This is a genomic window from Vibrio sp. YT-16 (assembly GCF_033337405.1).
Classification (GTDB): domain Bacteria; phylum Pseudomonadota; class Gammaproteobacteria; order Enterobacterales; family Vibrionaceae; genus Vibrio; species Vibrio alginolyticus.
In genome coordinates this window covers 79,336-100,115 of record NZ_JAWOQQ010000011.1, presented here as the reverse complement: position 1 = coordinate 100,115, position 20,780 = coordinate 79,336, and the positions used below count along the sequence as shown (strand labels likewise).

Sequence of the window (20,780 nt, the reverse complement as noted above, 5' to 3'; positions counted from 1 at the left end):
TTTGTGAACAGTGCGATACGACACTGCAATAACACATTGAACGAGAAACAAAAGGAAGAGTTATGATCTATGCACAGCCAGGTAGTGAAAATGCCATTGTTAACTTTAAATCGCATTACGATAACTTTATCGGTGGGGAATGGGTAAAACCAACGGGTGGTGAGTACTTTGACAATATCTCACCAATCAACGGACAAGCGTATTGTAAAGTTGCTCGCTCTGGCGAGGAAGATATTAATTTAGCACTGGATGCCGCGCACAACATCAGAGCAAAATGGGCCAAAACCAGCGTGACAGAACGTTCGAACATCTTGCTGAAAATTGCTGACCGTATTGAGCAGCATCTAGAAGAGCTTGCTGTTGCAGAAACTTGGGAAAACGGCAAACCAGTTCGCGAAACCTTGGCGGCAGATTTACCTTTAGTAGTGGATCACTTCCGTTACTTCGCTGGCTGTATTCGCGCACAAGAAGGCAGTGCGGCAGAACTGGATGAGCACACCGCAAGCTACCACTTCCCAGAACCGATTGGTGTGGTTGGTCAAATTATTCCGTGGAACTTCCCAATGTTGATGGCGGCTTGGAAACTAGCGCCGGCACTAGCGGCAGGTTGCTGTGTGGTATTGAAGCCAGCAGAGCAAACCCCAACATCCATTCTGGTTCTGATGGAAAAAATCGGTGACCTTCTTCCTCCTGGTGTCATCAACGTTGTAAACGGATATGGTTCTGAAGCGGGTCAAGCATTAGCAACCAGCAACCGCATTGCGAAACTCGCTTTTACCGGGTCTACGCAAGTTGGCAACCACATTCTGAAATGTGCAGCAGACAACTTGATCCCATCGACAGTTGAGTTAGGTGGTAAATCTCCAAACATCTACTTCTCAGATATCTTCGATTACGAAGATGAGTATCTTGATAAGTGTATCGAAGGTACGTTACTTGGTTTCTTCAACCAAGGTGAAGTTTGTACTTGTCCATCTCGCGTACTGGTTCATGAAGCGATTTATGACAAGTTTGTAGAGAAACTGACGGAACGTGCACAGCTGATTAAACAAGGTAATCCGCTCGATACCGATACTCAAGTTGGTGCTCAGGCTTCTCAAGAACAGTTTGATAAGATTTTAAGTTACCTGGAAATCGGCCGTGAAGAAGGCGCAAAAGTGGTCTTTGGTGGTGGAGTGTCAGAACAGCCAGAGTCTATCAACCAGGGGTACTACATTCAGCCAACCATGTTGGAAGGCCACAACAAGATGCGAATCTTCCAAGAAGAAATCTTTGGCCCAGTGATTGCTATCACCAAATTCAAAGATGAGGCAGAAGCGTTGGAAATCGCAAACGACACCGAATATGGCTTAGGCGCAGGTGTTTGGACACGTGATGCGAACGTCGCATATCGTATGGGCCGTAATATTGAAGCTGGTCGAATCTGGATTAACTGTTACCACGCTTACCCTGCACACGCAGCGTTCGGTGGTTACAAAAAATCGGGTATCGGGCGTGAAACGCACAAGATGATGCTGGACCACTACCAGAATACTAAGAACTTGCTGATTAGCTACAGCATCGACCCGTTAGGCTTCTTCTAGTGAAACTAAGTAATTAATAAAGAAAAAGCAGTATGAATCAAAACCCCGAATCTTCGGGGTTTTTTATTAGCGTGAGCTTGTCGGCTGAAGGTTAACTTAGATGTTTAACCCGTTTATATTGTGATATCAGGAACGTTGAATTATCGCCACTTTTCGTTCCATAAGCTTTTCTACGGCGGCGTTTTGCTTGTCAATATTGAGTTGCGGATCAAAGTCCAAAACGCGATTGCAAGATTCGAGACTGGCAAATTGATTTAAACATTCACCAAGCTCTCTTTTAGAGCTTGTTCGCGTCATACTGCTTTCTGATGAGGAGAGTAGGGTGACTTTACGGCCATGAAACGTTCCTTGCGGCACTGCATCACTTTGCTGCGCTTGTTGAACGTCATGAACCGATGAATTGGTGTATGTGGAGTGGATGTCATTGGACATAAAGACACCTAAACTCTCAAGTCTAAAGTTTGTGGCATCAGTGGTGCCTCATCAATGGTTACATGAGAAGACAATAACGCTTCCCACGACTCGCTGTGCGTCAGCAATTCTGCTAAAGCTGTTTCAAAATATTCGTAATCCAGTCGCCTAATGTTAATGAGTCGGTTTAAACATAGGACATGTCGGTGGTTATCTAAACTAAAAAATAACTGGTGCTCAGGCCAGTGATAATTAAAGGCCAAGAAAGAGCGATAGAGATCGGAATTTACAATTTGAAGGCCAACAATCTCAGCTTCGAGCTGCAGAGTTGTCGATTCTGGATGAAAGATGATATGCACCCTTAGATTATCATCAAAGGCTAAGCTTACTTCATTTTCCGTTAGATGCAGTGCAGGCAAGCCTATTTGATGAGCAAACTTTAGCAAAATCTCATCGATAGTTTGGCGTGCTGACATAGGAATAGTCCCTTTTGAAATTTTATCAAGGAAAATATTAGATGTATCTCTTCATGTTTATCAATATTAGTCGGTTGTTATTATATTTTGGCTTTTAAATGTGTTGAGAGAAATAGAAAGGCAAAAGTAAATGTGTTCAGATGCATATCTCAATGGCAATGAGATATATGAATATCATTTTTCTCTAATAAACTTCAATTAAGGAAGGAATGAAAGTGAGCAGAAACTGCTTTTGAAATTACAGTCCATGTTAACTACGTGTTGTTGAAAAATGCGATTTATTGTCCGCTTGTAGTATAAATATAAGTTGATCTTTTATATTTTTACATAAAGAATTGTGTGAATTTCAAATGAGCTAGATTATATAAAATAAGTTTATGGGGTCATAATGAACAATTCTATATGGGCTGGTTTTATTGGGTTATTCATACTGAGTGGGTGCAGTCAGACTGTGTCCGTTAATGGGGTGGATGGCTTTGATACACAGAGTCAGGCATCAGTCTATGGTTGGGTTTCTGTCGACGGCTACTTTCCACCTTCGATTACTTCTCTTGAAGTGGAAATATGTAAAATTATTGATAATCAATGCCTTAAATCGGCATCTCAGAGCTACCAAGGTGTTCAGTTGCCTGTGCAGTATTCGTTTTTAATTGCACCAATTCAAGCTGGTGAAGGAAAAATGAAGATTATTGGAAAGCTTTATTCAAACGGTGATCTCGTTGCGGAAAAAGAAAAGAACTATTTATTTTTTGAGGGAAATAAACAAGAAAACTTGATTCTTGTTCCAAAAATAAACAGATAAAATTTTAAATACTACATTTTTATTAGAGCTTTCTAATTTATAGAAATAAAGACTATATCTTTCCTGTTGTGAAAGGTTTGTTGTCTTTTATAAACATTAATTACATGACTTTGAAGTCATCGGGTCAGTTGTTTTTTAGACTCATACTTGTTGCAAAAACAGTATTTTTTATGATTATATCTCGCTCCTTGAACACGTTGGCTTGGCGTTTTAGGCTATAAAATATACATTTTTATGATTTTGGAAATTTAATTTTGTTCTCGAAACGATGCCGAAATCTATTTAATTGTATTCTAATGTATAACAAAACAACCAAACTTAAATAACGAAATGATATTTAAGTTTTGGCTAATGATAAACGCTATCTGATAAAAATAATAAAGACGGACAGCAGAAATTTACTAAGTCAAACTTTTACCTTTAGGTAAAGGTAATGCTTGGGTTATTCGCTAATTATTCGGGGGGTATGGTAAGTGATAGAACTTCTATGCTCTTTTCTTTGCTTCTTTAATTCATACAGCAGTACTTAGAAATAACAACAATCAAAGTAGTGCTTTGAAAGTTTCTCAACATTTGCACTGAGAAACTCAAAATAATGAAGGGTAGAAAATGGATGTGTCAGGCCAACTAAACTCAGAAAGGGTCGACTCGAGTTCACGAAAAATTCGTAGTTTTTCCTGCTATGAAAAATCTGACGAAGTATTTCACTCAGACCAGTCTCACATTGTTGTCGTTCACAATGGTCAGCTTCGAGTTCAAACAGGTGATTGCACAATCGATGTTGCTGCAGAAAATGGGGTATTTCTATCCCAAGGAGATTACTTGTTAGAGTACTCTCCGCTAGATGGGGCATACAAAGCGTCGATTATTGCCTACGACAATGAACTCGTTAGTCAGTTGCTGCAAAAACACAGTGATCTCTTGATGATGCTGCCTAAGGTAGACAAAGTTTGTTCTGGTTTGTTTACTTTTGGTTTGAACATACTCGTTGAACAAGTGCTTTCCAGCATGCAGACGCTTGAGCAACAAGCGTACCCTGATGCCATTATGTGCCTAAAATACGAAGAACTACTCATTCTCTTGCTACACAGCAAAGGAGGAGAATCACTGTATGCGTTGCTGTCACAACAAACAAACCGTACGTCGGAACGGTTACGTCGATTTATGGAGCAGCATTACTTAAAAGAATGGAAGTTGACAGACTACGCGCAGGAGTTTGGTGCCAGCTTAACCACTTTTAAAGAGCTTTTTAATGAGCACTATGGCATTTCTCCAAGAGCTTGGATCAGTGAGCGTCGACTACTGCATGCTCATAAACTGCTGTTGACGAGCAAGATGAGCATCGTAGATGTGGCGATGGAGGCAGGGTTTTCCAGTCAGTCTTACTTTACGCAGAGTTACCGTCGTCGTTTTGGAACGACCCCAAGCCGCGTACGTTCGGGAGACGATCAAGTGGCTATCGCGAAATGAAATGACTTGGGACTAAAATTTTCTGACTAATTTTGAAAGTCACTCACCAGTGTAAATTCTATTATGTATCGTGTAACAACGAACGATTAAAAATTATTACATCTCTTTCTTTCTGGATTGTTCGAAAGGGGTGCGGAGACGAACATAAATGAAAAAGCAGCATTGGCGACGCCGTTCGCTTTTTCCAGACAGCATAGTGACACAGCGGAAAGTGACTGTTTTACAAAGAGGAGCTCGTTATGAAAGCGCCTCGAAACCTACGCAGGATCTCAATGTTGTGCACGTCAATCACCGACAATTGTTGAGTGAAGGCGTCATAAATTATGAGCAGTTATCTTTACTTCAACGCTTGTTGGATAGAAATGTCGTCGATAGCCTATGCGCTAGCCAGTTAGTTAAAACGTATCAAAAACTTGGTGCTTCGATAGACCGGTTTGCCATGCGTTTATTTTTGGAAATTGGATCGCAGCTCAGTGATAGCAGCACAATCACAACGTTCGAACAAAGGCTGGACTACATCAACTCTCGTCTGGGCTTTCGCTTTAATTTGGCTGTCCCAAAAACGTTGATGCTTTGTTTCCATTTATCACTCAACGAGTGGATTAACCGACAAGTCGATCAAAGTGCTCTTCATGCTTCGATTAAAGTTGAACAACTTATCAATCAACTCGATATTCAGAAGGAATATTGGTCGAAGCTATCAGGGGAAGACACCAGTGCCGTCTTTGTTCAACAGCAACTCGATCTTATTAAGAGCCAGCAGCATCAACTTAAAAAGCAACTTGGGACGTTAAGCGAACAACAGTTGCAAGTGATTGAATGTCATCGTTTGTTAATTGAGAAGTGGCAACCGTCTTTAGACGAGCTGAAAGGGTTCGCGGAGTACACCTCTACAACCGAACAATTTATTTCTGAGTGGAAAAATTGGTGTTCGGAAGTGCGACTTGAAGCCCCTGAGCTGAACGAAGTTTGGGATGCATGCGATGTGGTTTACAACGACCAAAATGCGGTTGCGAAAGTATGGCAATGGTTCAAGAACATGCAAACTGTTGGTGATATCGATCACTACTATTTTGATACTCAAAGTGGTCAGTGCGGCCAGGCTTGCAATCACCTCAGCCAGATCTAAATAGGGCGTTAAATGTTAGATAAGATGATGAAATCTTTAGCGGAAGCGCTAAAGGTAGGGGATTTTATTGCCTCAGAAAATGGTTCTTACAACATCGAGGTTGACCAGTTATCACTGACCATCAAGCAACATGCGTCATGGATTTTATGGGAAGCGACGTTACCCTTCCAGTTTAAAGAGCATCTAGATTATCAACAAGAACAAGCGTTACAACGTTGCATGCAGCTCTCATTAAAAACCATTCGTGAGGATGGCGGCGTACTGACAACCAATGATGATCAGCAATTGATTTTGCAAAGTAAAGTACGGGTTGAGGACTGTTCGGTGGAACGGTTCTCTGCTTTGCTTTCTAAGCACGTCAATCTCTGTGAGCGTTACATTGCATTATTGGAACAAGAACGTGTGAACCACACAATCAACCATACAGTGTGGTTACCATGATGCTAAAAATCTTTCCCAACATTAGACGTGCTGCAACAAAGGCATTGTTATGCGCAGTGAGTGTTGTTCCTTTGGGATATGCGCAAGCAACAGACTTACACTGGCCCGAACAACCGTTCCGCTACTATGCAGATAACGACTCATTAAAAGAGTTGTTGAATAACTTCGGTGCAAATTATCGTGTCTCGGTTTCTGTTAGTGACAAAGTCAACGATCGAGTGAATGGGCGTTTTACCCCTGAAGATCCGGCGGAATTCCTCGATTACTTATCGCAAGTGTACAACTTGATGTGGTATTTCGATGGTGCCGTCTTACATGTCTATAAGGCGACAGAAACTCGCTCACGTTTACTTCAATTGGAATTACTTACGGCTAGAGAGCTACGCAGTACGTTAATTTCCACCGGCGTTTGGGATTCTCGTTATGGTTGGAGAGCTGCTGAGAGCAAAGGGTTAGTCTATCTTGCGGGTCCTCCACGTTATGTCGACTTAGTGGTACAAACGGCGGAGGCATTGGAAACGCGCTTGCTGCAGAAGTCGAATTCAACCGACGAATTATTCGTTGAGATAATTCCTTTGAAGTACGCTTCTGCAACGGATAGAGAAATTGCATATCGAGATCAGACAATTACGGTCCCTGGCATCGCATCGGTGTTAAAACGGGTCGTGTCTGGTGTTCAAACGCAAGTGACGAGTGCGTCTAGCAAAGAAGTTACCAGTTCAGATAAGCCTGTAAAAAGTAATAAAACCGCCTCAGTTCATGGTGGCGCAACAGTTGAAGCAGAGCCGGGCCTTAATGCGATTATCGTTCGTGATACTCAAGCACGATTACCGCTCTATCGTAAACTGGTTGCGCAATTAGACCAGCCGCAATCAAGAATTGAAGTCGCGCTATCGATTGTTGATATCAGTGCCAACGATTTAAGTCAGTTAGGCGTGGATTGGCGAGCGGGAGTGTCTGTCGGAAACAACCGCATTGTCGATATCAAAACAACAGGTGATGTGAATTCGGGGGATGTGACGCTCGGCAGTGGACAGAACTTTAAGTCCTTGCTTGATTCAACCAACCTAAATTACTTGCTGGCTCAAATTCGTTTATTGGAATCCAAAGGCAGTGCTCAAGTGGTTTCAAGACCAACATTGTTAACTCAGGAAAATGTCGAAGCGGTACTGAACAACAGCAGCACGTTTTACGTCAAGCTGGTTGGTAAAGAAACCGCAGCGCTGGAAGAGGTCACGTATGGCACGTTACTGAGAATTGTCCCACGTATCGTTGGTGATAGATTTGCTGCACGACCTGAAATTAACCTGAGCCTTCATCTCGAAGACGGTGCAAAGATCGCTGATGGTGGCGTCGATGATCTTCCTTCCGTTCGTAAAACTGAAATCAGCACCTTAGCGACGGTTAAACAAGGGCAAAGCTTACTTATCGGTGGTGTGTACCGAGATGAAGTGAGCCATCAGTTACGTAAAGTGCCATTGCTAGGAGACATCCCATATTTAGGCGCGCTGTTTAGAAGTAATACCAATACTAAGCGCCGCACAGTACGAATGTTTATTTTAGAACCTCGAATTGTTGTGGATAGTATTGGCGATAGTGTGTTGATTGGCAACGAATATGACTTGCGACCAAGTATCGGCAAGCTTAACAACATCTCCAACAATAGCGCTGAATTTAAATCGGTAGTGGAAGTATATAGCTGCACATCGAGGGTTCAAGCCGAGCGCTATCAACAAGACTTATTGTCACAGCAAAAGTCGTCTCAATTAACGCAGTGCCGATTACCAACAGGGCAAAAGGGTTGGCGGGTGAAAGTATTGGAATGTGATGACTCACAAAGTGAGTGTGTGCGCCCTTCAGAGGAGTCTTAACCGCGATGCAGCAATGGAAAATTCGTATTTTATCAGGCGTGCATACCGGAGTAGAAGTCACCTTACCTGAAGGTGCTCTCGTGCTTGGCAGTGACGACTTTATTGCTGATCTTGTACTGTCTGATGCTGGGGTCGAAGCGAACCATTTCACCCTCGTTTGCCAGCAAGACTCGGTCATTTTACGAGGCTGCGAAGAGGCAAATATTAACAGTGAAGACATCGCTGTTGCAGGTGATGGTATCGAGTTGTCACGCCATGCTGTTGTCTCGGTCGGCGTTGTGAAGTTCGCTCTGGGATACGCGGAAGATGCGTTAATTGTGAGTAACGTCAGCGACGAATCTAGCCAACAGAATACACCTGTGGTTGCTGTGCAACGCTCTAGCTGGAAAAAAACAACGCTCATCGCTTTGCTTTGTAGTTTTGTCCCGAGTGTCATTTTTGCCGGTATGTGGTACAGCCAAGCTAACGGAAACAACAATGAAATTGTTACAGAAGCAGAACCCATTGTTTTGGTACGTAACATCTTAGGCGAGCTCAAACTTAGCGACGTTCGTGTGGAATGGAATGCCGCCGCACGCCAAGCAGTCTTAGAGGGCTATGTTGAAGACCGAACACAGAAACTCGATCTGCTTGGTCGAATTGATGTATTGGGCATCAATTACAAAAGTGACTTAAGAACGATGGAAGAAATCCGTCGCGGGGTTCGATTTATTTTGCGCAACCTCGGCTATCACCAAGTGAAAGTCGAAAATGGCGATGAGACCGGAACACTGCTGCTGACGGGCTATATCGATGATGCAAGCCGCTGGAACCAAGTTGAACAAATCTTGGAGCGAGACGTGCCGGGTCTTATTGCGTGGAAGGTTGAACTGCAGCGAGCGGGTGCCTACATGGATACGCTAAAAGCGTTATTGACGGATGCGGAGTTACTGAAAAAAGTCCAGTTGGTCACCAGCGGTGATCGCATCGAAGTTCGTGGTGAGCTTGATGATATCGAAACGACTCGATTTTACGGTGTGACCCGAGACTTCCGGGAACAATATGGTGAGAAACCGTACTTAGTTTTGAAATCCATACCTAAGGTGAGTAAAGGCACCAATATCGATTTCCCGTTTCGTAGCGTTAACTTTGGCCAGGTTCCATATGTGATTCTGACCGATAACGTTCGCTATATGGTCGGTGCAAGAACGCCTCAGGGCTACCGAATATCCAGTGTTACACCTGCTGGTATTGAGTTGGTTAAAGGCGGGCGGGTGATAACAATAGAACTCGGATATGAAGGCGAGACGAACAATGACAAATCTTGAACAAATTTTAAATAACGACACAAACGGTGCGGAAGTGCACAAGATTAAGAGCAAGCTCTTAGAAGCACAAGCGGTGGTGAAACGTCAGTTGGATTTAGGGTGCTCACCACAGCAGTACCAATTGCTACTCAAACAGTATGAAGCTTACACAGCCGCCCATGCGGTCGTTGAATCATACGAAGCTAACTAAAAAATACGAGGAAGTCTTATGTCATTTTACGATGCTAGTAACAGTGTAAACCTTGATGATGTTAAAGCTAAGTTAGAACAACAAGCGAAAGATGCCAACACAGAAGTGACGGCAGCCATCAAGAACCTAGAAACCAATGCCGATGATCCATCAAAGCTTGCCGAGCTTCAGCACGCGATCAACAAATGGTCTGTTGTTTACAATATCAATGCGACCACCACTCGTGCGATTAAAGATGTGATGCAGTCGATTCTCCAGAAGGTGTAAAGCATGGAACGAGAAACGCGCCAACTGCTGGCTGAAATCGCGCTGATGGCAACAGGTATGCATCGTCATCAAGAAGCCAACACCATTGCAGATGGCCTTGAAGCAAGCTCAGGTTCTGAAGAGACCGTTGCGATGATTCGTGCAATGAGCCTCATGAATAAAGGCTTGTATGAAGAGGCTCATCAATTACTCGAACCACTTTGTAACGCCTATCCAGATCTGATCAGCTTAGCGGCTCTTGCTTCTGCCAAAGCCGGTTTACTGAGCAAAGCGGAAAGCTGGGTAGAACTTGCGTCACAAGGAAGCGAAGAAAGCCAAGCATTTGCTGCGAGCTTTTCTCAGGACATTAGGAATCTTGGATGATCATTGATTCAAGTAACCTAAGTCTTCAACACCAATCTTTGCGTCAGTCGGAGTCGCGCCATTATGAGCGGAGCGATGAAGACAAGATGAAAGCACTCATGGAGCGAAGTAACAAGCAAGAGCAAGTTTCACATGTTTCTCCAAAAGAGACGCTAGAGAAAACAGAAGCCAAACTGGCGGAGATTAAAGCGTGGTACGAATCATTAAAAGACGCAGAGGTTGTCAGTAAACAAAGTGTCTTATCATCGTTAAATGAAGTGTTCTCCGACCCTCAAGTTAAACGAGAGGCAATGTGGTACGCCTTTCATGAGGCGAAGAGTGCAAAAGGCAACGAGCAGCCACAATCTGATTTGTTAAAGGTGTTGAAGCAGGAGTTACTAGGGAATTTTTCGGGACAGCTTATTGCCGAACCACCTGCTGATAAAACAGCACTAAAAGCAATGCTAGCGCAGCATTTTCCACTGGGTGCCCAGAAAGAACAAGCCTTATGGCATTGCTGGGCAGAGTTGAAGTCGTTACCTGATATGGCATCAACACTGGACATGGTTCGTGATGAACTTAGCTTCATGATCCAAAAAAATGCGATGGTGAAAAACATCATGACTCACAGTCACAAGTTAGATTTATCTTAGGAGTACATATGATAAACACGCAGTACACCGAGGTGATGCAAACCAACATTGATAAGTTACAGGATGCGCAAGTCGAAGACGGTTTAAGCGAACGTTTTGAGCAAGCCATGTCGGTTCCCGAGGCAAGTAATGGCCTGGAGGGAGGTTTGCTAGAAAACATCAGCGAGTTGAAAAACACTATCGATAACGCGAAAAGTAACCTGCAAGACAACATGAAGATGGTGGGTGATGATCCGGCGCAATTACTGCAAATGCAGTGGGCGCTGACACGCATTACTTTTCAAGAAGAGCTGATCGCGAAAACCGTGGGTAAAACCACACAAAACGTAGAAACCTTATTGAAGGCACAATAGTGATGATGAATAAAATGAGAGCAGTTTTCATCATGCTCACGTTGTTTCTGGTAGGTTGTCAGACCGAGTTATACACCAACGTTACTCAGAAAGAGGGTAATGAGATGTTGTCGATCTTACTATCCGAAGGTGTCGTTGCAACAAAAGAACCTGACAAAGACAACACCGTCAAGTTAATGGTAGACAGTTCTCAAATCGCCTTCGCGGTAGATGCGCTAAAGCGAAAAGGTTATCCAAGAGAGCAGTTTTCCACACTGAAAGAAGTGTTTCCCAAAGACGATTTGATCTCGTCACCATTAGCAGAACGAGCACGTTTGGTATACGCGAAATCTCAAGAGCTCTCCTCAACCTTATCTCAGATTGATGGCGTGCTAGTGGCACGTGTTCATGTTGTTTTGGAAGATCAAGATCTGCGTCCAGGAGAGCGTCCAACTCCAGCTTCTGCCTCCGTATTTATTAAACACGCAGCAGATATTGCGCTTGATTCATATGTTCCGCAGATCAAATTATTAGTGAACAATAGCATTGAGGGGCTGAACTACGATCGAATCAGCGTAGTGATGGTACCCTCATCAGAGGTTCGAGTTGCTACTCAAAACAATCAATTTAAAAGCATTTTGTCGGTTCAGGTCACCAAAGAGACGGCGAATAATCTTATCGCCATTTTGGTGTTCTTGGTAGCGGCACTCATCGGCTCGAATATCGCTACTTTTACATGGTGTCGTAGGAACACGAAGCGTGGTTAAACCAGAAACACCACTCGCGCAGGTACAACACCAGTTTAACTATGCGCCTTGCCAGTACATCCATAGAAGTTGGATAGAGCAAAAGCAGCCTTGGTTACTAAATATCGAAGGCTGGAGAGATAACCCCATGTTTAACCAATGGTGCATAAATGAGTGGGCGTTATCTCCCGTTCCTGAGACGGCTTTTAACAAACCTTGCCATAGCTTGGCGTTGCTCCCAGCGGATGCGTTGAACCAACTCGTATTGATGGTGGGCGGAGCTTTACATTGTGTGGCAATGCGAGGCGTTGTTTTAAAACGCCCGAAACAGGTTCTGAACAACGTTTTTGGTTTGGAAGGCGCTCGGTTCTTAATTCAAAACGGGCCTATGCTGTTATCCAGCTGGCCGCAAGGCTGGCAGCGTTCGTTACCAGAACTATTGGATGAAAGGTCTGTTGAAGCAAGTATGAGGGCGCTGGGATATTTTTGGATGAGGTTTATTTTGATTAACTCACCGGAAGATGTTGTTCTTCGTTGGCAATTCAAATTAGAAAAGCAACTTAGCGAAAACGCAGAAACAGCTAACTGGTTGGAAGCGGATCAACGAGATCTGGCGTATCGACTCACAAAAAAAATCGCAAAACAGGTTATTCCTCAATGGTTTCATTTGTTGAAATAAAAACAGACAATTTGCAGCTAGCACCTGGCTTAAAGGTGCTGAAAGCGAAAGATTATGCCAGTTATCTGGATTCGCAACACTTAGTTGAAGCCGCGAACTCCAAAGCTGAAAGCATCATTGCTAATGCCCAACAAGCCTACGAAACCGAAAAACAACGTGGTTATCAAGATGGCCTTGCACAAGCCAAGATTGAAAATGCGCAAACGATGGTTGAAACCTTAGCACGTTGTAATGACTACTATCAGCAAGTCGAAGAAAAAATGACAGGTGTGGTGTTAGAAGCAGTACGTAAGATCATCGATACCTTCGATGATGTCGATACCACGGTGAGTGTAGTTCGAGAAGCGTTGCAACTGGTGAGTAACCAAAAGCAGGTCATTTTACATGTCCACCCAGAGCAGGTTGTTGAGGTGAGAGAAAAGGTGGCTGGTGTATTAAGTGATTTCCCTGAAGTCGGTTACGTTGACGTGGTAGCAGATGCGCGCTTGAAAAATGGAGGCTGCATTTTGGAAACAGAAGTTGGGATCATCGACGCCAGTATTGATGGACAGCTGCATGCATTAAAGCAAGCCATGGTGAAGCAGCTCAGCGAGCGTAAAATTACGATTCATGAATAAACCTCAAAAACTCAGCACTTGCTGAGTTTTTTCATTTTAATGCCTTTAAACAAAAAAAATCCGACCATTTCTAAAATATTCACTGCCATAAATCCTTAAGAATACACCTAAGAAAGCTGCTTAGTTGATAAGTGTTGCAACCAAGCAGCGCCTCTAAAACAACAAAAATAGGATTATTTAGTCGAATGGCTAATGGATTTATAACTTCTTTACTGACAGATTTTGCCAGCCGCTGCCAATTGGAGCCGTTGGTTTTTGATGAGGATGATTGTTGCCATCTACTCGTTGAGCAAAACACAGCAATCACAATTCGTGCACAAGAAGATCGTGTGACGCTTATCGGGCTAATTTCAGGTGATAAACCGAGTGCTGATATTTTGCATCAACATATGAAAGGTGCCTTAACGCAAGGCTCTCCAGCGGTATGCTGGGAGGAAGAGACCGGATATATCGGTTTCATACACCTGCCTCAGCAACTGCTAACTGCATCTTTTTTCGATGAGTCATTTGCGAATTTCATCGAGTGGTTAAAAAGTGCGAATACACAAGAAGTAACCAATAAAACAATCGAAGTACCGGAAACGAATACCACTCATTTTTCCACATTAAGGGTTTAAAGCATGATCAGTTTTGGAAGTGTTAGCGCGTTGCAGGTCGCCATGCCGCAAGCTCGTAACGAGATACTTAACGAAGGTAAGCTGAGTATTGGTGGCAAAGAATACCAAATCAACGCAGCGACCCAAGAATTTACTCGCGCCAATCCTACGAATGGTGCGGTAGCGCGATTTTTTGAAGCGACAGGAAAACTGTTTCGCGAAGGTAGCCCACAATCGGTAGCGAAAGCCCTTACAAAAGCCGTATTTGATAATGAGCAAGGACAAGCTCAGCGTTTACAAGCTGCTTCTTCTGTTGAGCATGGACAAATGTTCTTCAAAGATGGAAGCATAAAAACCGCATCAGATGTCTTAAATGCCTTTGCGAAGTTAGACAGTAAATCAGTTCAGTCGAACTCTGCTGAGCTAAACCAGTTAGCTGAGCGAGCGATGACAGAGGCAATGTTAGAAACCGATTCTGGTAAAAACCTCACATCACTGATTGGCGAAAGTGCAGCGAAGTTGCTTGCTGGACGTGTAGTAAAAGACTACGGCGGTGGTGTATCTGCAGCGCAGAAAAACCCGGCAGGTAGCATTAATCAAATGCAAGCGGTGTTTGATATGGAGGTGATGCATCTTAAATCGGCGCAACGTCATATCGAAGGTCTAGCAAGCACCGATCTAAGCCAAGGTGTATACGCTGAAGGACTGGCAGAGGACGCGTTTAACAAAAGTGGCGTAACCAATAATGTTGAAAGAGCTGCGGCGTGGATCATTAATGCTTCTAACTCTAAAGGAAACGATGCCGAAAATATTACGTCTTTACTGAAAGAATACGCGTCTAATGGTAAAGATTTATTGAATATGGAAAACCTAAAAGAGCTACACGCTCGATTGGTGCCTAATGTTGAGCGTGATTACCGAGGGCCAAATATTTCGGGTGGCACTTTGCCTTCAAGTATTGGCGGTGAGGGCATGTTAAAGCAGCACATTGAAGGCTTTTTGAAAGAGAACCCTGTAGAAGATAAAGACTTAGGTAAGCATTTGTTCGCCGGAGTTATCGGGTACCATGGCTTTACCGATGGAAATGGTCGCATGGGTCGCATGCTATACGCGATAGCAGAACTTCGTAACGACTCGTTCAATCCTTTAGCTATGGATGCAGAAAATAGCCTTCACGGTATTAAGTGATTTTTTACTTCTATTTAATTTTTGGAGCGGCGATTGCCGCTCTTTTATTTTCCAGCTTAACCTTAATTTTTCTTCTCAATAAAACGGCTAATAGCAATAAAAATGAGACGTTGAAATAAAGTGTCGGTTTCTATCTCGCCATAAAATCTCTTTTATCCTTATTCGCTTATTTAAATGAGCCGTTATACCCAAGTGGCTTCGCTGCAATAAATATATCGATGTCACTTAGTTATAATAAATTAGACAGGACACAACATGGATACAGGAAAGATTAATATGCTTCTCTCTGAGCTAGGAGAAGTGCTGAACCTTGAGCGCGTGACAGCGTATGACAATCAAATGTGGTCACTGCATTTTGCTGAAAACAACAGTGTCGATGTTCTGCTCGTAGAGGAAAAAGGCGAGTTATTGATTTCCAAAAACCTGCTTATAGAACAAGATGATATTACGCTAGATAAACTTCAAGTTTTACTTGAATACAACTTCTTGTATCGAGAAACAGGTGGTGTGCAGTTTTGTGTGAATCCAACACGCAAAGACGTTGTTCTTCAAGTTGCTATCGCGGCTGGAAGTGAACTCACCAACATTGCTAACTTAATCATTCAGTTGAACGAATTAGTTGATACTTGGGGACAGTTATTTCAAAACAACACGGTTGTAGATTTTAGCCAAACAGACGTACACGCATTTATTCAAGTTTAAGGCATCACACATGGTCAATATTAATACATCGCAAATGCACTCGTTGAGTCAGTTAACGTCACATTTGGCGACACAAAATCAAGCTGACGACAAAGAGGTTCGAGCACACAACGGTAAAGATATTTTTGTTAAAGAGGGCGCACCAAAAAATAAAAGTATCAGCGCGCGTATTAGCCACCAGAATAAAGCGAAAGATATTGTAGTGAACCTGCTTACTAAGCAGGGTATTCCTAAAGATGTTGCGAAGCTGATGCTGAAAAATGTGTTGAACGGTGAAAACAAGTTAACGCTTGGGAGCCTGAAAAATCTTGAGAGATTGTCGTCTGGTCCTAGCTCAAATTGGCCCACTTCACAAACGGCAGCCTCTTCTTCCAAAACCAATAAAGCCTCATCGAGTGTCGCGCTTATCAACGAACATAAAGCCAACCTTCAAAAGCTTGGTGATTTTGCCTGTACGGACTTAAATACGTTCGGTGTTAAGGGGTCACAGTTTTATGAAACAAAAGGAAAGCCACGACTAAAAGAGCTTCACGCGGATCAAGCGCGAATCATGCAAGATCACAGAGCGACGATGTCCGCAAACGGAGTTCAAGCTGCAGCACAAAGAGGAACCGCACCGCAATTAAGCACTCTACAGAACATTGCTAAGGCAGTACAAACCGCGAAAGCTGGCTGCTGTACTACATTTGCCTTTGCTGCCGCCGCTGAGATGATTCAAGGCATGTCAGGAACACCTGAAAGTGAACCCAAAGTAGAAGTGGTTGCGTTTAAAAAGGGTCATTCAGGTACACACCTTTATGTACTGGTTGGTCGACAAGAGGGGAGCGACATAAAAGATCCATCAACGTGGAGTAAGGATGTGAAAATTGTTGACCCGTGGGCGACATCTGCATTCGGTGCACCAATGTTTGGAGATGCACAACGACCACCTGTTTCGAATATGTTCCCGCCAACAGAAGTCATTTTTGATAGCCATAAACTGGGTTAGTCACTCTGCAAAAGAAGTGAGCAAATACACCATGCTAAGCATCTAACCTTTATTGAAAGAGCAGCTCTGAGCTGCTCTTTTTTATTACTCTGGCAACTCGATTTTAGAGCGAGATTTCTGCGGAAAACCTCACAATGAAGGCGAAAAAGTGACAAAAATAAAGCCATTACCGACATCGTTCAATCTGCAATCGTTGTTCAATAGAGTTATTGAAACAAAAGGAAAAAGTTATGAACACGATTCAACAACTGCTCTTGGAGTTTTGCCAACTCAATGAGTTGCCCGAACTGAATTTTGAAGAAAATGAACGTTGTCAGCTACTGGTCGATGATCGCTACATGTTGTATTTCATCGCGACAGATACGGATGATTTGATGTTGTCTGTAACGTTCGGAGGGTTAGAAAAATCCGGTGAACAACGACTAAAAGGTTTAGAGCTTCTTGCTCATGCTAACTATCAAGGAATTGGTAGTGGCAACCTCGCACTTGCTTTGGCTCCAAACGGTCGACAGCTTGTCTTAGCAGGACGTAAACCCGTTGAGCATCTAAATACGACGAACCTTACCGCTTGGTTTCACGAAGTTATTGAACAGGCCGAGCTGTGGCAAGCGCGTTTCGCAATGTTGGATCAAGCGATTCCAACCACCTCTAATCATGAACAAGCTCATGTTCAATCACTTCGTGTGTAGGAGAGAAAAATGGTTAATACAACACAAAAAATCAGCCAAAGCCCAGTACCTGATCTAGAACAGTTTCGTGCAGTTGCTGCGCAAAAAGATGATCGAGTGATCAGTAAAAGAGGTGAAGTAAAAGAACCTTCCACATTCCACAAAGGTCATAAGTTTGCTTCTATTCACGAAGGCGTATTGAGAAGCAAATACACTAAGTTTTTCCAAGAAAACATCAAAACTCACCTTGATTTAAAGCAGGCGCTACTTAAGCAAGAAAAACCTGAGGTTGCGCTGTTGGCATACTCCCTAGTGAGTCCTTCAGGCTATCGCGGTGAGCCACTTACTGAGCGTAAAATCTTAGAAGTTGTCAGCCTATTGGATGAAATAAAAGTGAGCAGCGATGCGTACCAGCAGCTTAAAAATACGTTTGATGCGATCAGCAAAGATCCGCGTATGCAGGTGAGTTTAGAAGCCCAGTATCCAGGAAAAATGGATGGCTTCGCTGCTGAACTGTTACAGATGGGCAAAGAAAAGCTAAAAGGTTCTGGTGTGAACGCCGTTATTAACTTGGCATTACCTGGTGTTGGCTTATTGATTTCTACAGGTCGAGAGCTGCACAAAGCGGCCGTAAATGGTGATGCTGAGGCTTACCATCATCAGTTAGAACAAATTTCACAGCTGCCAGGGCGAGATCAACGTCTTTCTATGCCGATGCAGCAAACCTTGGCTCAAGGTCATGCGATACTGTCGGCTGAAGGTGGCATTGGAGCTACGTTAGGTATGGCGACGGGGAGCCTGGGCACGTTCGGTGTTAGCTCTGTAGCAACGGTGGGCGTCACACCGATAGCAAAAGAGGCAATCGGTTCTGCGGCAACGACTGCTATCATGAGCGGCGGTGGCTTTGTGGCGAACCAAGCTGGGGCATACGGGTTAAATACGGAAGTAAAAGAGCAACTTATGCAAGGCGAAATGTCTGGTGTTTTACCTAGACTTGAAGTTTCCAATGCAAAAGGAGACTTTACCTTCAGTATGCAAGATCCGGCTTCTGTCCGCGCATTAATGGCGTACCTTGGCCCTAAGGAGGATACTGCAATGACTTCTCCTCAAGCGCCTAAAGAGGCACAAGAGATGGAAGCCGCTCGATTAACACTGAAAAAGATGTTGGGTTCAGAGCCAAGTGAGCACTTGGTTCCTGACGTAGATTCTATCTTGAAGCTAAGCCCAGAGGATGCACCAAGTAAAACCGAGTCTATTGCTAACGGGGCGTTTAAAAAACTGTTAGGAGAAGATTGGGATTGGCTCATGCCAGCTGTTCGAGCGATTGATAAAGGGGAAGCAAGTAAAATAAACGAAAAGCTAACCTACAAGCTCCCCCTAGATGCAGCAAACGGACGAGTTTATCTTGATAAATGCCCAAACCTGAGTGACGTCCAATTAGATGCGCTAGAAAAACTAGGCTCACCAAGTCAATTGCGATTGATGTACTTGGCAGAAGGCTGGGTGTAATTTCAAATGGTAAAGTAGGGAGTAGGTGCTGCTCCTTACTTTATCTACCGTCAGCGTTCCTTTTTGGGGCTGGCTAATATCGGTTTAATTTAACTTTTCGACTGAAGAAACAAACACACAAGTGTCAACGTTATACCAACCCAACCAATGAAAGAAATTTCTTCCCCAACAATCGCAACTGCTAGTGCTGCTGCGATAACAGGTTCAAATAGCGTGAGTATGCTAGCTCCACTGGCTGTAACAAACCGTAGCCCAAACCCAAAAGCGACGTAACCTAACCCCATTGGAATCAAGGCCATGTAGAGCATGACCGCCGTATTAGTTGACGATGCAAATAGATTATCACCCGTGATGAAAAGTGTTGGTAGAAGCAAAACTCCACCAATACCAAAAACACTTCCCATGGCCGTTTGCGATTCAATGCCGTGGTCAATCATAGCCTTTACTCCCCATGAGTAAATGGCGTACGTCAAACCTGCCAATAGGCCAAGTAATACACCCCAATGCTTCATATCCTGATCAAATAAGCTATTTGCGGATGACTCAGAAGCCAGCAACAAGGTAATGCCAATGACCCCGATTGCGAAACTCATCATCCAGCGCTTGGTTATGGTCTGATTTCGGCTAAAGAGACACTCTAACAAAGCAGAAAAGAAAGGAGCAGTGGAGATAGAAATAACCGTACCAATAGCCACACCAGCGAATCGCATTGATGAATAAAAAGCCAGTGGGTAGGTGGCTAAGGCGATAATACTAATCAGTAACGTTTTCTTCTTATGTACGACTTTTCGAAAATCTCTCTTCAGTGACTTCGCAGATAGACATGCTTGCATAAACCCACCAATACCCATAGAAAATGCGCCAATGGCGAGAGCACTGACATCCGGTGCCAAGCTGGCAGCGGTGCCCGTCGTTCCCCACAGGGTTGAAGCAAAAAGTATGGATAAAGTTCCTAATTGATAGTCGGTGAAATGTTTTTTTAACACTGTAATTTCTACCTAGTGAATGGCTGTTTTAGGGTAGAAAGAATAAAAGAAAGCGATAGAGATTTTTGTGCTGAAAAGACGGAATACTTGTTCCAGAAGACTATTTTAGTGACTATCGGGAAAACTCTCTAGGAGACATACCAAAATGCATTGAAAACCGTCGACTAAACGCGGAAAGGTCACTATAACCAACTCGTTCAGCTATCAACTGAACTGGAAGGTCTGTATGAGTCAGTAGTGCTTTGGCTTTTTCCATACGTTGTAGTGTAATGTACTTATGGACGCTCACTTTTAGCTGCTCTTTAAAAAGCTTTTTAAACTGCGTCGGACTCAAGCAAGCGGCATTCGCTAATGAGGCAATGGTGAGTGGCTGATCAAGCTGCTCCGCGATCACAACCTGTACATCTCGAATACGCAAATCCACGGAGCGAGACCGCTTTTGCTGCTCCAGCAACAGATAGAAGGTTGCAACCATTGAGTTTTCAATTTCATCATTAACCTGATACTCAAGTTGCTTTTCGACAAACTGGATAAAGCTCAGTAGAGGCGGGCTAATCGAAAACACAGCCACACTATTATCCATCAAATGAGTGGGCAAAGTGGTCATATCCGCAACAATAAAGCGTGATGACTCTTCGGCATTAAACCCGTGAGCACAACTTTTGGGGATGACTATGCAGTCGCCAACCGCCACCTTTCCGACATAGCTATCCATATCAATATGTATGTTGCCCTGGAGAGGAAGCACCAGTTGATGATAATCACTATGAGTATGTCGGCTCATACGTTTCGTGTAGGAGCGAATGCTTAAGCTAGATTTCATAAAA

Annotated in this window: 25 protein-coding genes; 21 read left to right on the top strand and 4 right to left on the bottom strand. The window is 43.5% G+C overall.

Going from position 1 to position 20,780, the window contains the following annotated elements; translation table 11 throughout:
- Positions 1-62: 62 nt before the first annotated feature.
- Positions 63-1,583 carry an aldehyde dehydrogenase family protein gene (locus tag R7F07_RS17390; RefSeq protein WP_005377169.1) on the top strand — a complete coding sequence of 507 codons (1,521 nt, stop codon included), beginning with the start codon at positions 63-65 and terminating at the stop codon, positions 1,581-1,583.
- Between the two features lie 126 nt (positions 1,584-1,709).
- On the opposite strand, the gene exsE2 is transcribed toward R7F07_RS17390, so the two are convergent.
- Positions 1,710-2,015 carry a T3SS regulon translocated regulator ExsE2 gene (gene exsE2 / locus R7F07_RS17385; RefSeq protein WP_171343273.1) on the bottom strand — a complete coding sequence of 102 codons (306 nt, stop codon included), beginning with the start codon at positions 2,013-2,015 and terminating at the stop codon, positions 1,710-1,712.
- Positions 2,016-2,023: 8 nt separating this feature from the next.
- Positions 2,024-2,470, bottom strand: a complete 447-nt coding sequence (exsC, locus tag R7F07_RS17380) for a type III secretion system regulatory chaperone ExsC (protein WP_171343274.1) — start codon at positions 2,468-2,470, stop codon at positions 2,024-2,026.
- Between the two features lie 388 nt (positions 2,471-2,858).
- Between exsC and R7F07_RS17375 the strand changes: the two genes are divergently transcribed.
- From R7F07_RS17375 to R7F07_RS17280, 20 genes are all read left to right on the top strand, one after another.
- Entirely contained in the window at positions 2,859-3,272 is a 414-nt protein-coding gene (locus tag R7F07_RS17375) for a YscW family type III secretion system pilotin (RefSeq protein WP_054575044.1), read from the top strand.
- Between the two features lie 609 nt (positions 3,273-3,881).
- Positions 3,882-4,742, top strand: coding sequence for an AraC family transcriptional regulator (locus tag R7F07_RS17370; RefSeq protein ID WP_005377191.1), 861 nt, complete (start codon positions 3,882-3,884; stop codon positions 4,740-4,742).
- Between the two features lie 148 nt (positions 4,743-4,890).
- The gene (locus R7F07_RS17365; protein ID WP_005377193.1) at positions 4,891-5,871 is read left to right on the top strand and encodes a T3SS regulon anti-activator ExsD domain-containing protein; all 981 of its coding nucleotides are present in this window, start codon (positions 4,891-4,893) and stop codon (positions 5,869-5,871) included.
- Between the two features lie 12 nt (positions 5,872-5,883).
- A complete protein-coding gene (locus tag R7F07_RS17360; RefSeq protein ID WP_005377195.1) occupies positions 5,884-6,312 on the top strand; it encodes a YscB family type III secretion system chaperone in 429 nt (142 codons plus the stop codon).
- Complete coding sequence (gene sctC / locus R7F07_RS17355; RefSeq protein WP_216624940.1) at positions 6,309-8,183, top strand: type III secretion system outer membrane ring subunit SctC; 1,875 nt, start codon at positions 6,309-6,311, stop codon at positions 8,181-8,183. The genes R7F07_RS17360 and sctC overlap by 4 nt, the downstream gene beginning before the upstream one ends.
- A gap of 5 nt (positions 8,184-8,188) precedes the next feature.
- A complete protein-coding gene (sctD, locus tag R7F07_RS17350) occupies positions 8,189-9,490 on the top strand; it encodes a type III secretion system inner membrane ring subunit SctD (protein WP_005377197.1) in 1,302 nt (433 codons plus the stop codon).
- The gene (locus tag R7F07_RS17345) at positions 9,477-9,680 is read left to right on the top strand and encodes an EscE/YscE/SsaE family type III secretion system needle protein co-chaperone (protein WP_005377198.1); all 204 of its coding nucleotides are present in this window, start codon (positions 9,477-9,479) and stop codon (positions 9,678-9,680) included. The genes sctD and R7F07_RS17345 overlap by 14 nt, the downstream gene beginning before the upstream one ends.
- An 18-nt stretch (positions 9,681-9,698) precedes the next feature.
- Positions 9,699-9,947, top strand: coding sequence for a type III secretion system needle filament subunit SctF (gene sctF / locus R7F07_RS17340; RefSeq protein WP_005377199.1), 249 nt, complete (start codon positions 9,699-9,701; stop codon positions 9,945-9,947).
- Between the two features lie 3 nt (positions 9,948-9,950).
- On the top strand, positions 9,951-10,310 hold the full coding sequence (locus R7F07_RS17335) for a YscG family type III secretion system chaperone (protein ID WP_005377200.1): 360 nt from the start codon (positions 9,951-9,953) through the stop codon (positions 10,308-10,310).
- Positions 10,307-10,942, top strand: coding sequence for a YopR family T3SS polymerization control protein (locus tag R7F07_RS17330; RefSeq protein ID WP_054701663.1), 636 nt, complete (start codon positions 10,307-10,309; stop codon positions 10,940-10,942). The genes R7F07_RS17335 and R7F07_RS17330 overlap by 4 nt, the downstream gene beginning before the upstream one ends.
- Before the next feature lie 8 nt (positions 10,943-10,950).
- The gene (sctI, locus tag R7F07_RS17325) at positions 10,951-11,295 is read left to right on the top strand and encodes a type III secretion system inner rod subunit SctI (RefSeq protein ID WP_005387149.1); all 345 of its coding nucleotides are present in this window, start codon (positions 10,951-10,953) and stop codon (positions 11,293-11,295) included.
- Entirely contained in the window at positions 11,295-12,041 is a 747-nt protein-coding gene (sctJ, locus tag R7F07_RS17320) for a type III secretion system inner membrane ring lipoprotein SctJ (protein ID WP_086012989.1), read from the top strand. Before sctI ends, sctJ begins: the two co-directional genes overlap by 1 nt.
- Positions 12,034-12,699 carry a SctK family type III secretion system sorting platform protein VscK gene (vscK, locus tag R7F07_RS17315; RefSeq protein ID WP_005387147.1) on the top strand — a complete coding sequence of 222 codons (666 nt, stop codon included), beginning with the start codon at positions 12,034-12,036 and terminating at the stop codon, positions 12,697-12,699. Before sctJ ends, vscK begins: the two co-directional genes overlap by 8 nt.
- The gene (locus R7F07_RS17310; RefSeq protein WP_005387146.1) at positions 12,678-13,316 is read left to right on the top strand and encodes an HrpE/YscL family type III secretion apparatus protein; all 639 of its coding nucleotides are present in this window, start codon (positions 12,678-12,680) and stop codon (positions 13,314-13,316) included. Before vscK ends, R7F07_RS17310 begins: the two co-directional genes overlap by 22 nt.
- Before the next feature lie 185 nt (positions 13,317-13,501).
- On the top strand, positions 13,502-13,933 hold the full coding sequence (locus tag R7F07_RS17305; RefSeq protein ID WP_054575038.1) for a type III secretion system chaperone: 432 nt from the start codon (positions 13,502-13,504) through the stop codon (positions 13,931-13,933).
- Between the two features lie 3 nt (positions 13,934-13,936).
- On the top strand, positions 13,937-15,100 hold the full coding sequence (locus tag R7F07_RS17300) for a VopS family T3SS effector adenosine monophosphate-protein transferase (RefSeq protein WP_017821339.1): 1,164 nt from the start codon (positions 13,937-13,939) through the stop codon (positions 15,098-15,100).
- A gap of 255 nt (positions 15,101-15,355) precedes the next feature.
- Positions 15,356-15,802 carry a type III secretion system chaperone gene (locus R7F07_RS17295; RefSeq protein WP_021707758.1) on the top strand — a complete coding sequence of 149 codons (447 nt, stop codon included), beginning with the start codon at positions 15,356-15,358 and terminating at the stop codon, positions 15,800-15,802.
- Positions 15,803-15,812: 10 nt separating this feature from the next.
- The gene (vopR, locus tag R7F07_RS17290; RefSeq protein WP_005377210.1) at positions 15,813-16,790 is read left to right on the top strand and encodes a type III secretion system effector VopR; all 978 of its coding nucleotides are present in this window, start codon (positions 15,813-15,815) and stop codon (positions 16,788-16,790) included.
- 230 nt (positions 16,791-17,020) lie between these two features.
- Complete coding sequence (locus R7F07_RS17285) at positions 17,021-17,479, top strand: CesT family type III secretion system chaperone (RefSeq protein ID WP_005377211.1); 459 nt, start codon at positions 17,021-17,023, stop codon at positions 17,477-17,479.
- 9 nt (positions 17,480-17,488) lie between these two features.
- Positions 17,489-18,967, top strand: coding sequence for a CesT family type III secretion system chaperone (locus tag R7F07_RS17280; protein WP_151514830.1), 1,479 nt, complete (start codon positions 17,489-17,491; stop codon positions 18,965-18,967).
- An 89-nt stretch (positions 18,968-19,056) separates the two neighbouring features.
- Here the strand turns inward: R7F07_RS17280 and R7F07_RS17275 are convergent, their stop codons facing one another.
- Complete coding sequence (locus R7F07_RS17275) at positions 19,057-19,959, bottom strand: DMT family transporter (RefSeq protein ID WP_373417447.1); 903 nt, start codon at positions 19,957-19,959, stop codon at positions 19,057-19,059.
- 106 nt (positions 19,960-20,065) lie between these two features.
- Entirely contained in the window at positions 20,066-20,776 is a 711-nt protein-coding gene (locus R7F07_RS17270) for a helix-turn-helix domain-containing protein (RefSeq protein WP_021707757.1), read from the bottom strand.
- Positions 20,777-20,780 lie beyond the last annotated feature (4 nt).

Excerpts from the sequence above, each read along its gene's own strand:
- exsE2 (WP_171343273.1), bottom strand. The coding sequence starts at position 2,015 with ATGTCCAATGACATCCACTCCACATACACCAATTCATCGGTTCATGAC.
- R7F07_RS17300 (WP_017821339.1), top strand. The coding sequence starts at position 13,937 with ATGATCAGTTTTGGAAGTGTTAGCGCGTTGCAGGTCGCCATGCCGCAA.
- R7F07_RS17370 (WP_005377191.1), top strand. The coding sequence starts at position 3,882 with ATGGATGTGTCAGGCCAACTAAACTCAGAAAGGGTCGACTCGAGTTCA.
- R7F07_RS17280 (WP_151514830.1), top strand. The coding sequence starts at position 17,489 with ATGGTTAATACAACACAAAAAATCAGCCAAAGCCCAGTACCTGATCTA.
- R7F07_RS17390 (WP_005377169.1), top strand. The coding sequence starts at position 63 with ATGATCTATGCACAGCCAGGTAGTGAAAATGCCATTGTTAACTTTAAA.
- sctF (WP_005377199.1), top strand. The coding sequence starts at position 9,699 with ATGTCATTTTACGATGCTAGTAACAGTGTAAACCTTGATGATGTTAAA.
- R7F07_RS17305 (WP_054575038.1), top strand. The coding sequence starts at position 13,502 with ATGGCTAATGGATTTATAACTTCTTTACTGACAGATTTTGCCAGCCGC.
- vopR (WP_005377210.1), top strand. The coding sequence starts at position 15,813 with ATGGTCAATATTAATACATCGCAAATGCACTCGTTGAGTCAGTTAACG.
- R7F07_RS17310 (WP_005387146.1), top strand. The coding sequence starts at position 12,678 with ATGGTTTCATTTGTTGAAATAAAAACAGACAATTTGCAGCTAGCACCT.
- R7F07_RS17335 (WP_005377200.1), top strand. The coding sequence starts at position 9,951 with ATGGAACGAGAAACGCGCCAACTGCTGGCTGAAATCGCGCTGATGGCA.
- sctI (WP_005387149.1), top strand. The coding sequence starts at position 10,951 with ATGATAAACACGCAGTACACCGAGGTGATGCAAACCAACATTGATAAG.
- R7F07_RS17270 (WP_021707757.1), bottom strand. The coding sequence starts at position 20,776 with ATGAAATCTAGCTTAAGCATTCGCTCCTACACGAAACGTATGAGCCGA.
- R7F07_RS17295 (WP_021707758.1), top strand. The coding sequence starts at position 15,356 with ATGGATACAGGAAAGATTAATATGCTTCTCTCTGAGCTAGGAGAAGTG.
- sctC (WP_216624940.1), top strand. The coding sequence starts at position 6,309 with ATGATGCTAAAAATCTTTCCCAACATTAGACGTGCTGCAACAAAGGCA.
- exsC (WP_171343274.1), bottom strand. The coding sequence starts at position 2,470 with ATGTCAGCACGCCAAACTATCGATGAGATTTTGCTAAAGTTTGCTCAT.
- sctD (WP_005377197.1), top strand. The coding sequence starts at position 8,189 with ATGCAGCAATGGAAAATTCGTATTTTATCAGGCGTGCATACCGGAGTA.
- R7F07_RS17345 (WP_005377198.1), top strand. The coding sequence starts at position 9,477 with ATGACAAATCTTGAACAAATTTTAAATAACGACACAAACGGTGCGGAA.
- R7F07_RS17330 (WP_054701663.1), top strand. The coding sequence starts at position 10,307 with ATGATCATTGATTCAAGTAACCTAAGTCTTCAACACCAATCTTTGCGT.
- R7F07_RS17375 (WP_054575044.1), top strand. The coding sequence starts at position 2,859 with ATGAACAATTCTATATGGGCTGGTTTTATTGGGTTATTCATACTGAGT.
- R7F07_RS17365 (WP_005377193.1), top strand. The coding sequence starts at position 4,891 with ATGAAAAAGCAGCATTGGCGACGCCGTTCGCTTTTTCCAGACAGCATA.
- R7F07_RS17360 (WP_005377195.1), top strand. The coding sequence starts at position 5,884 with ATGTTAGATAAGATGATGAAATCTTTAGCGGAAGCGCTAAAGGTAGGG.
- R7F07_RS17285 (WP_005377211.1), top strand. The coding sequence starts at position 17,021 with ATGAACACGATTCAACAACTGCTCTTGGAGTTTTGCCAACTCAATGAG.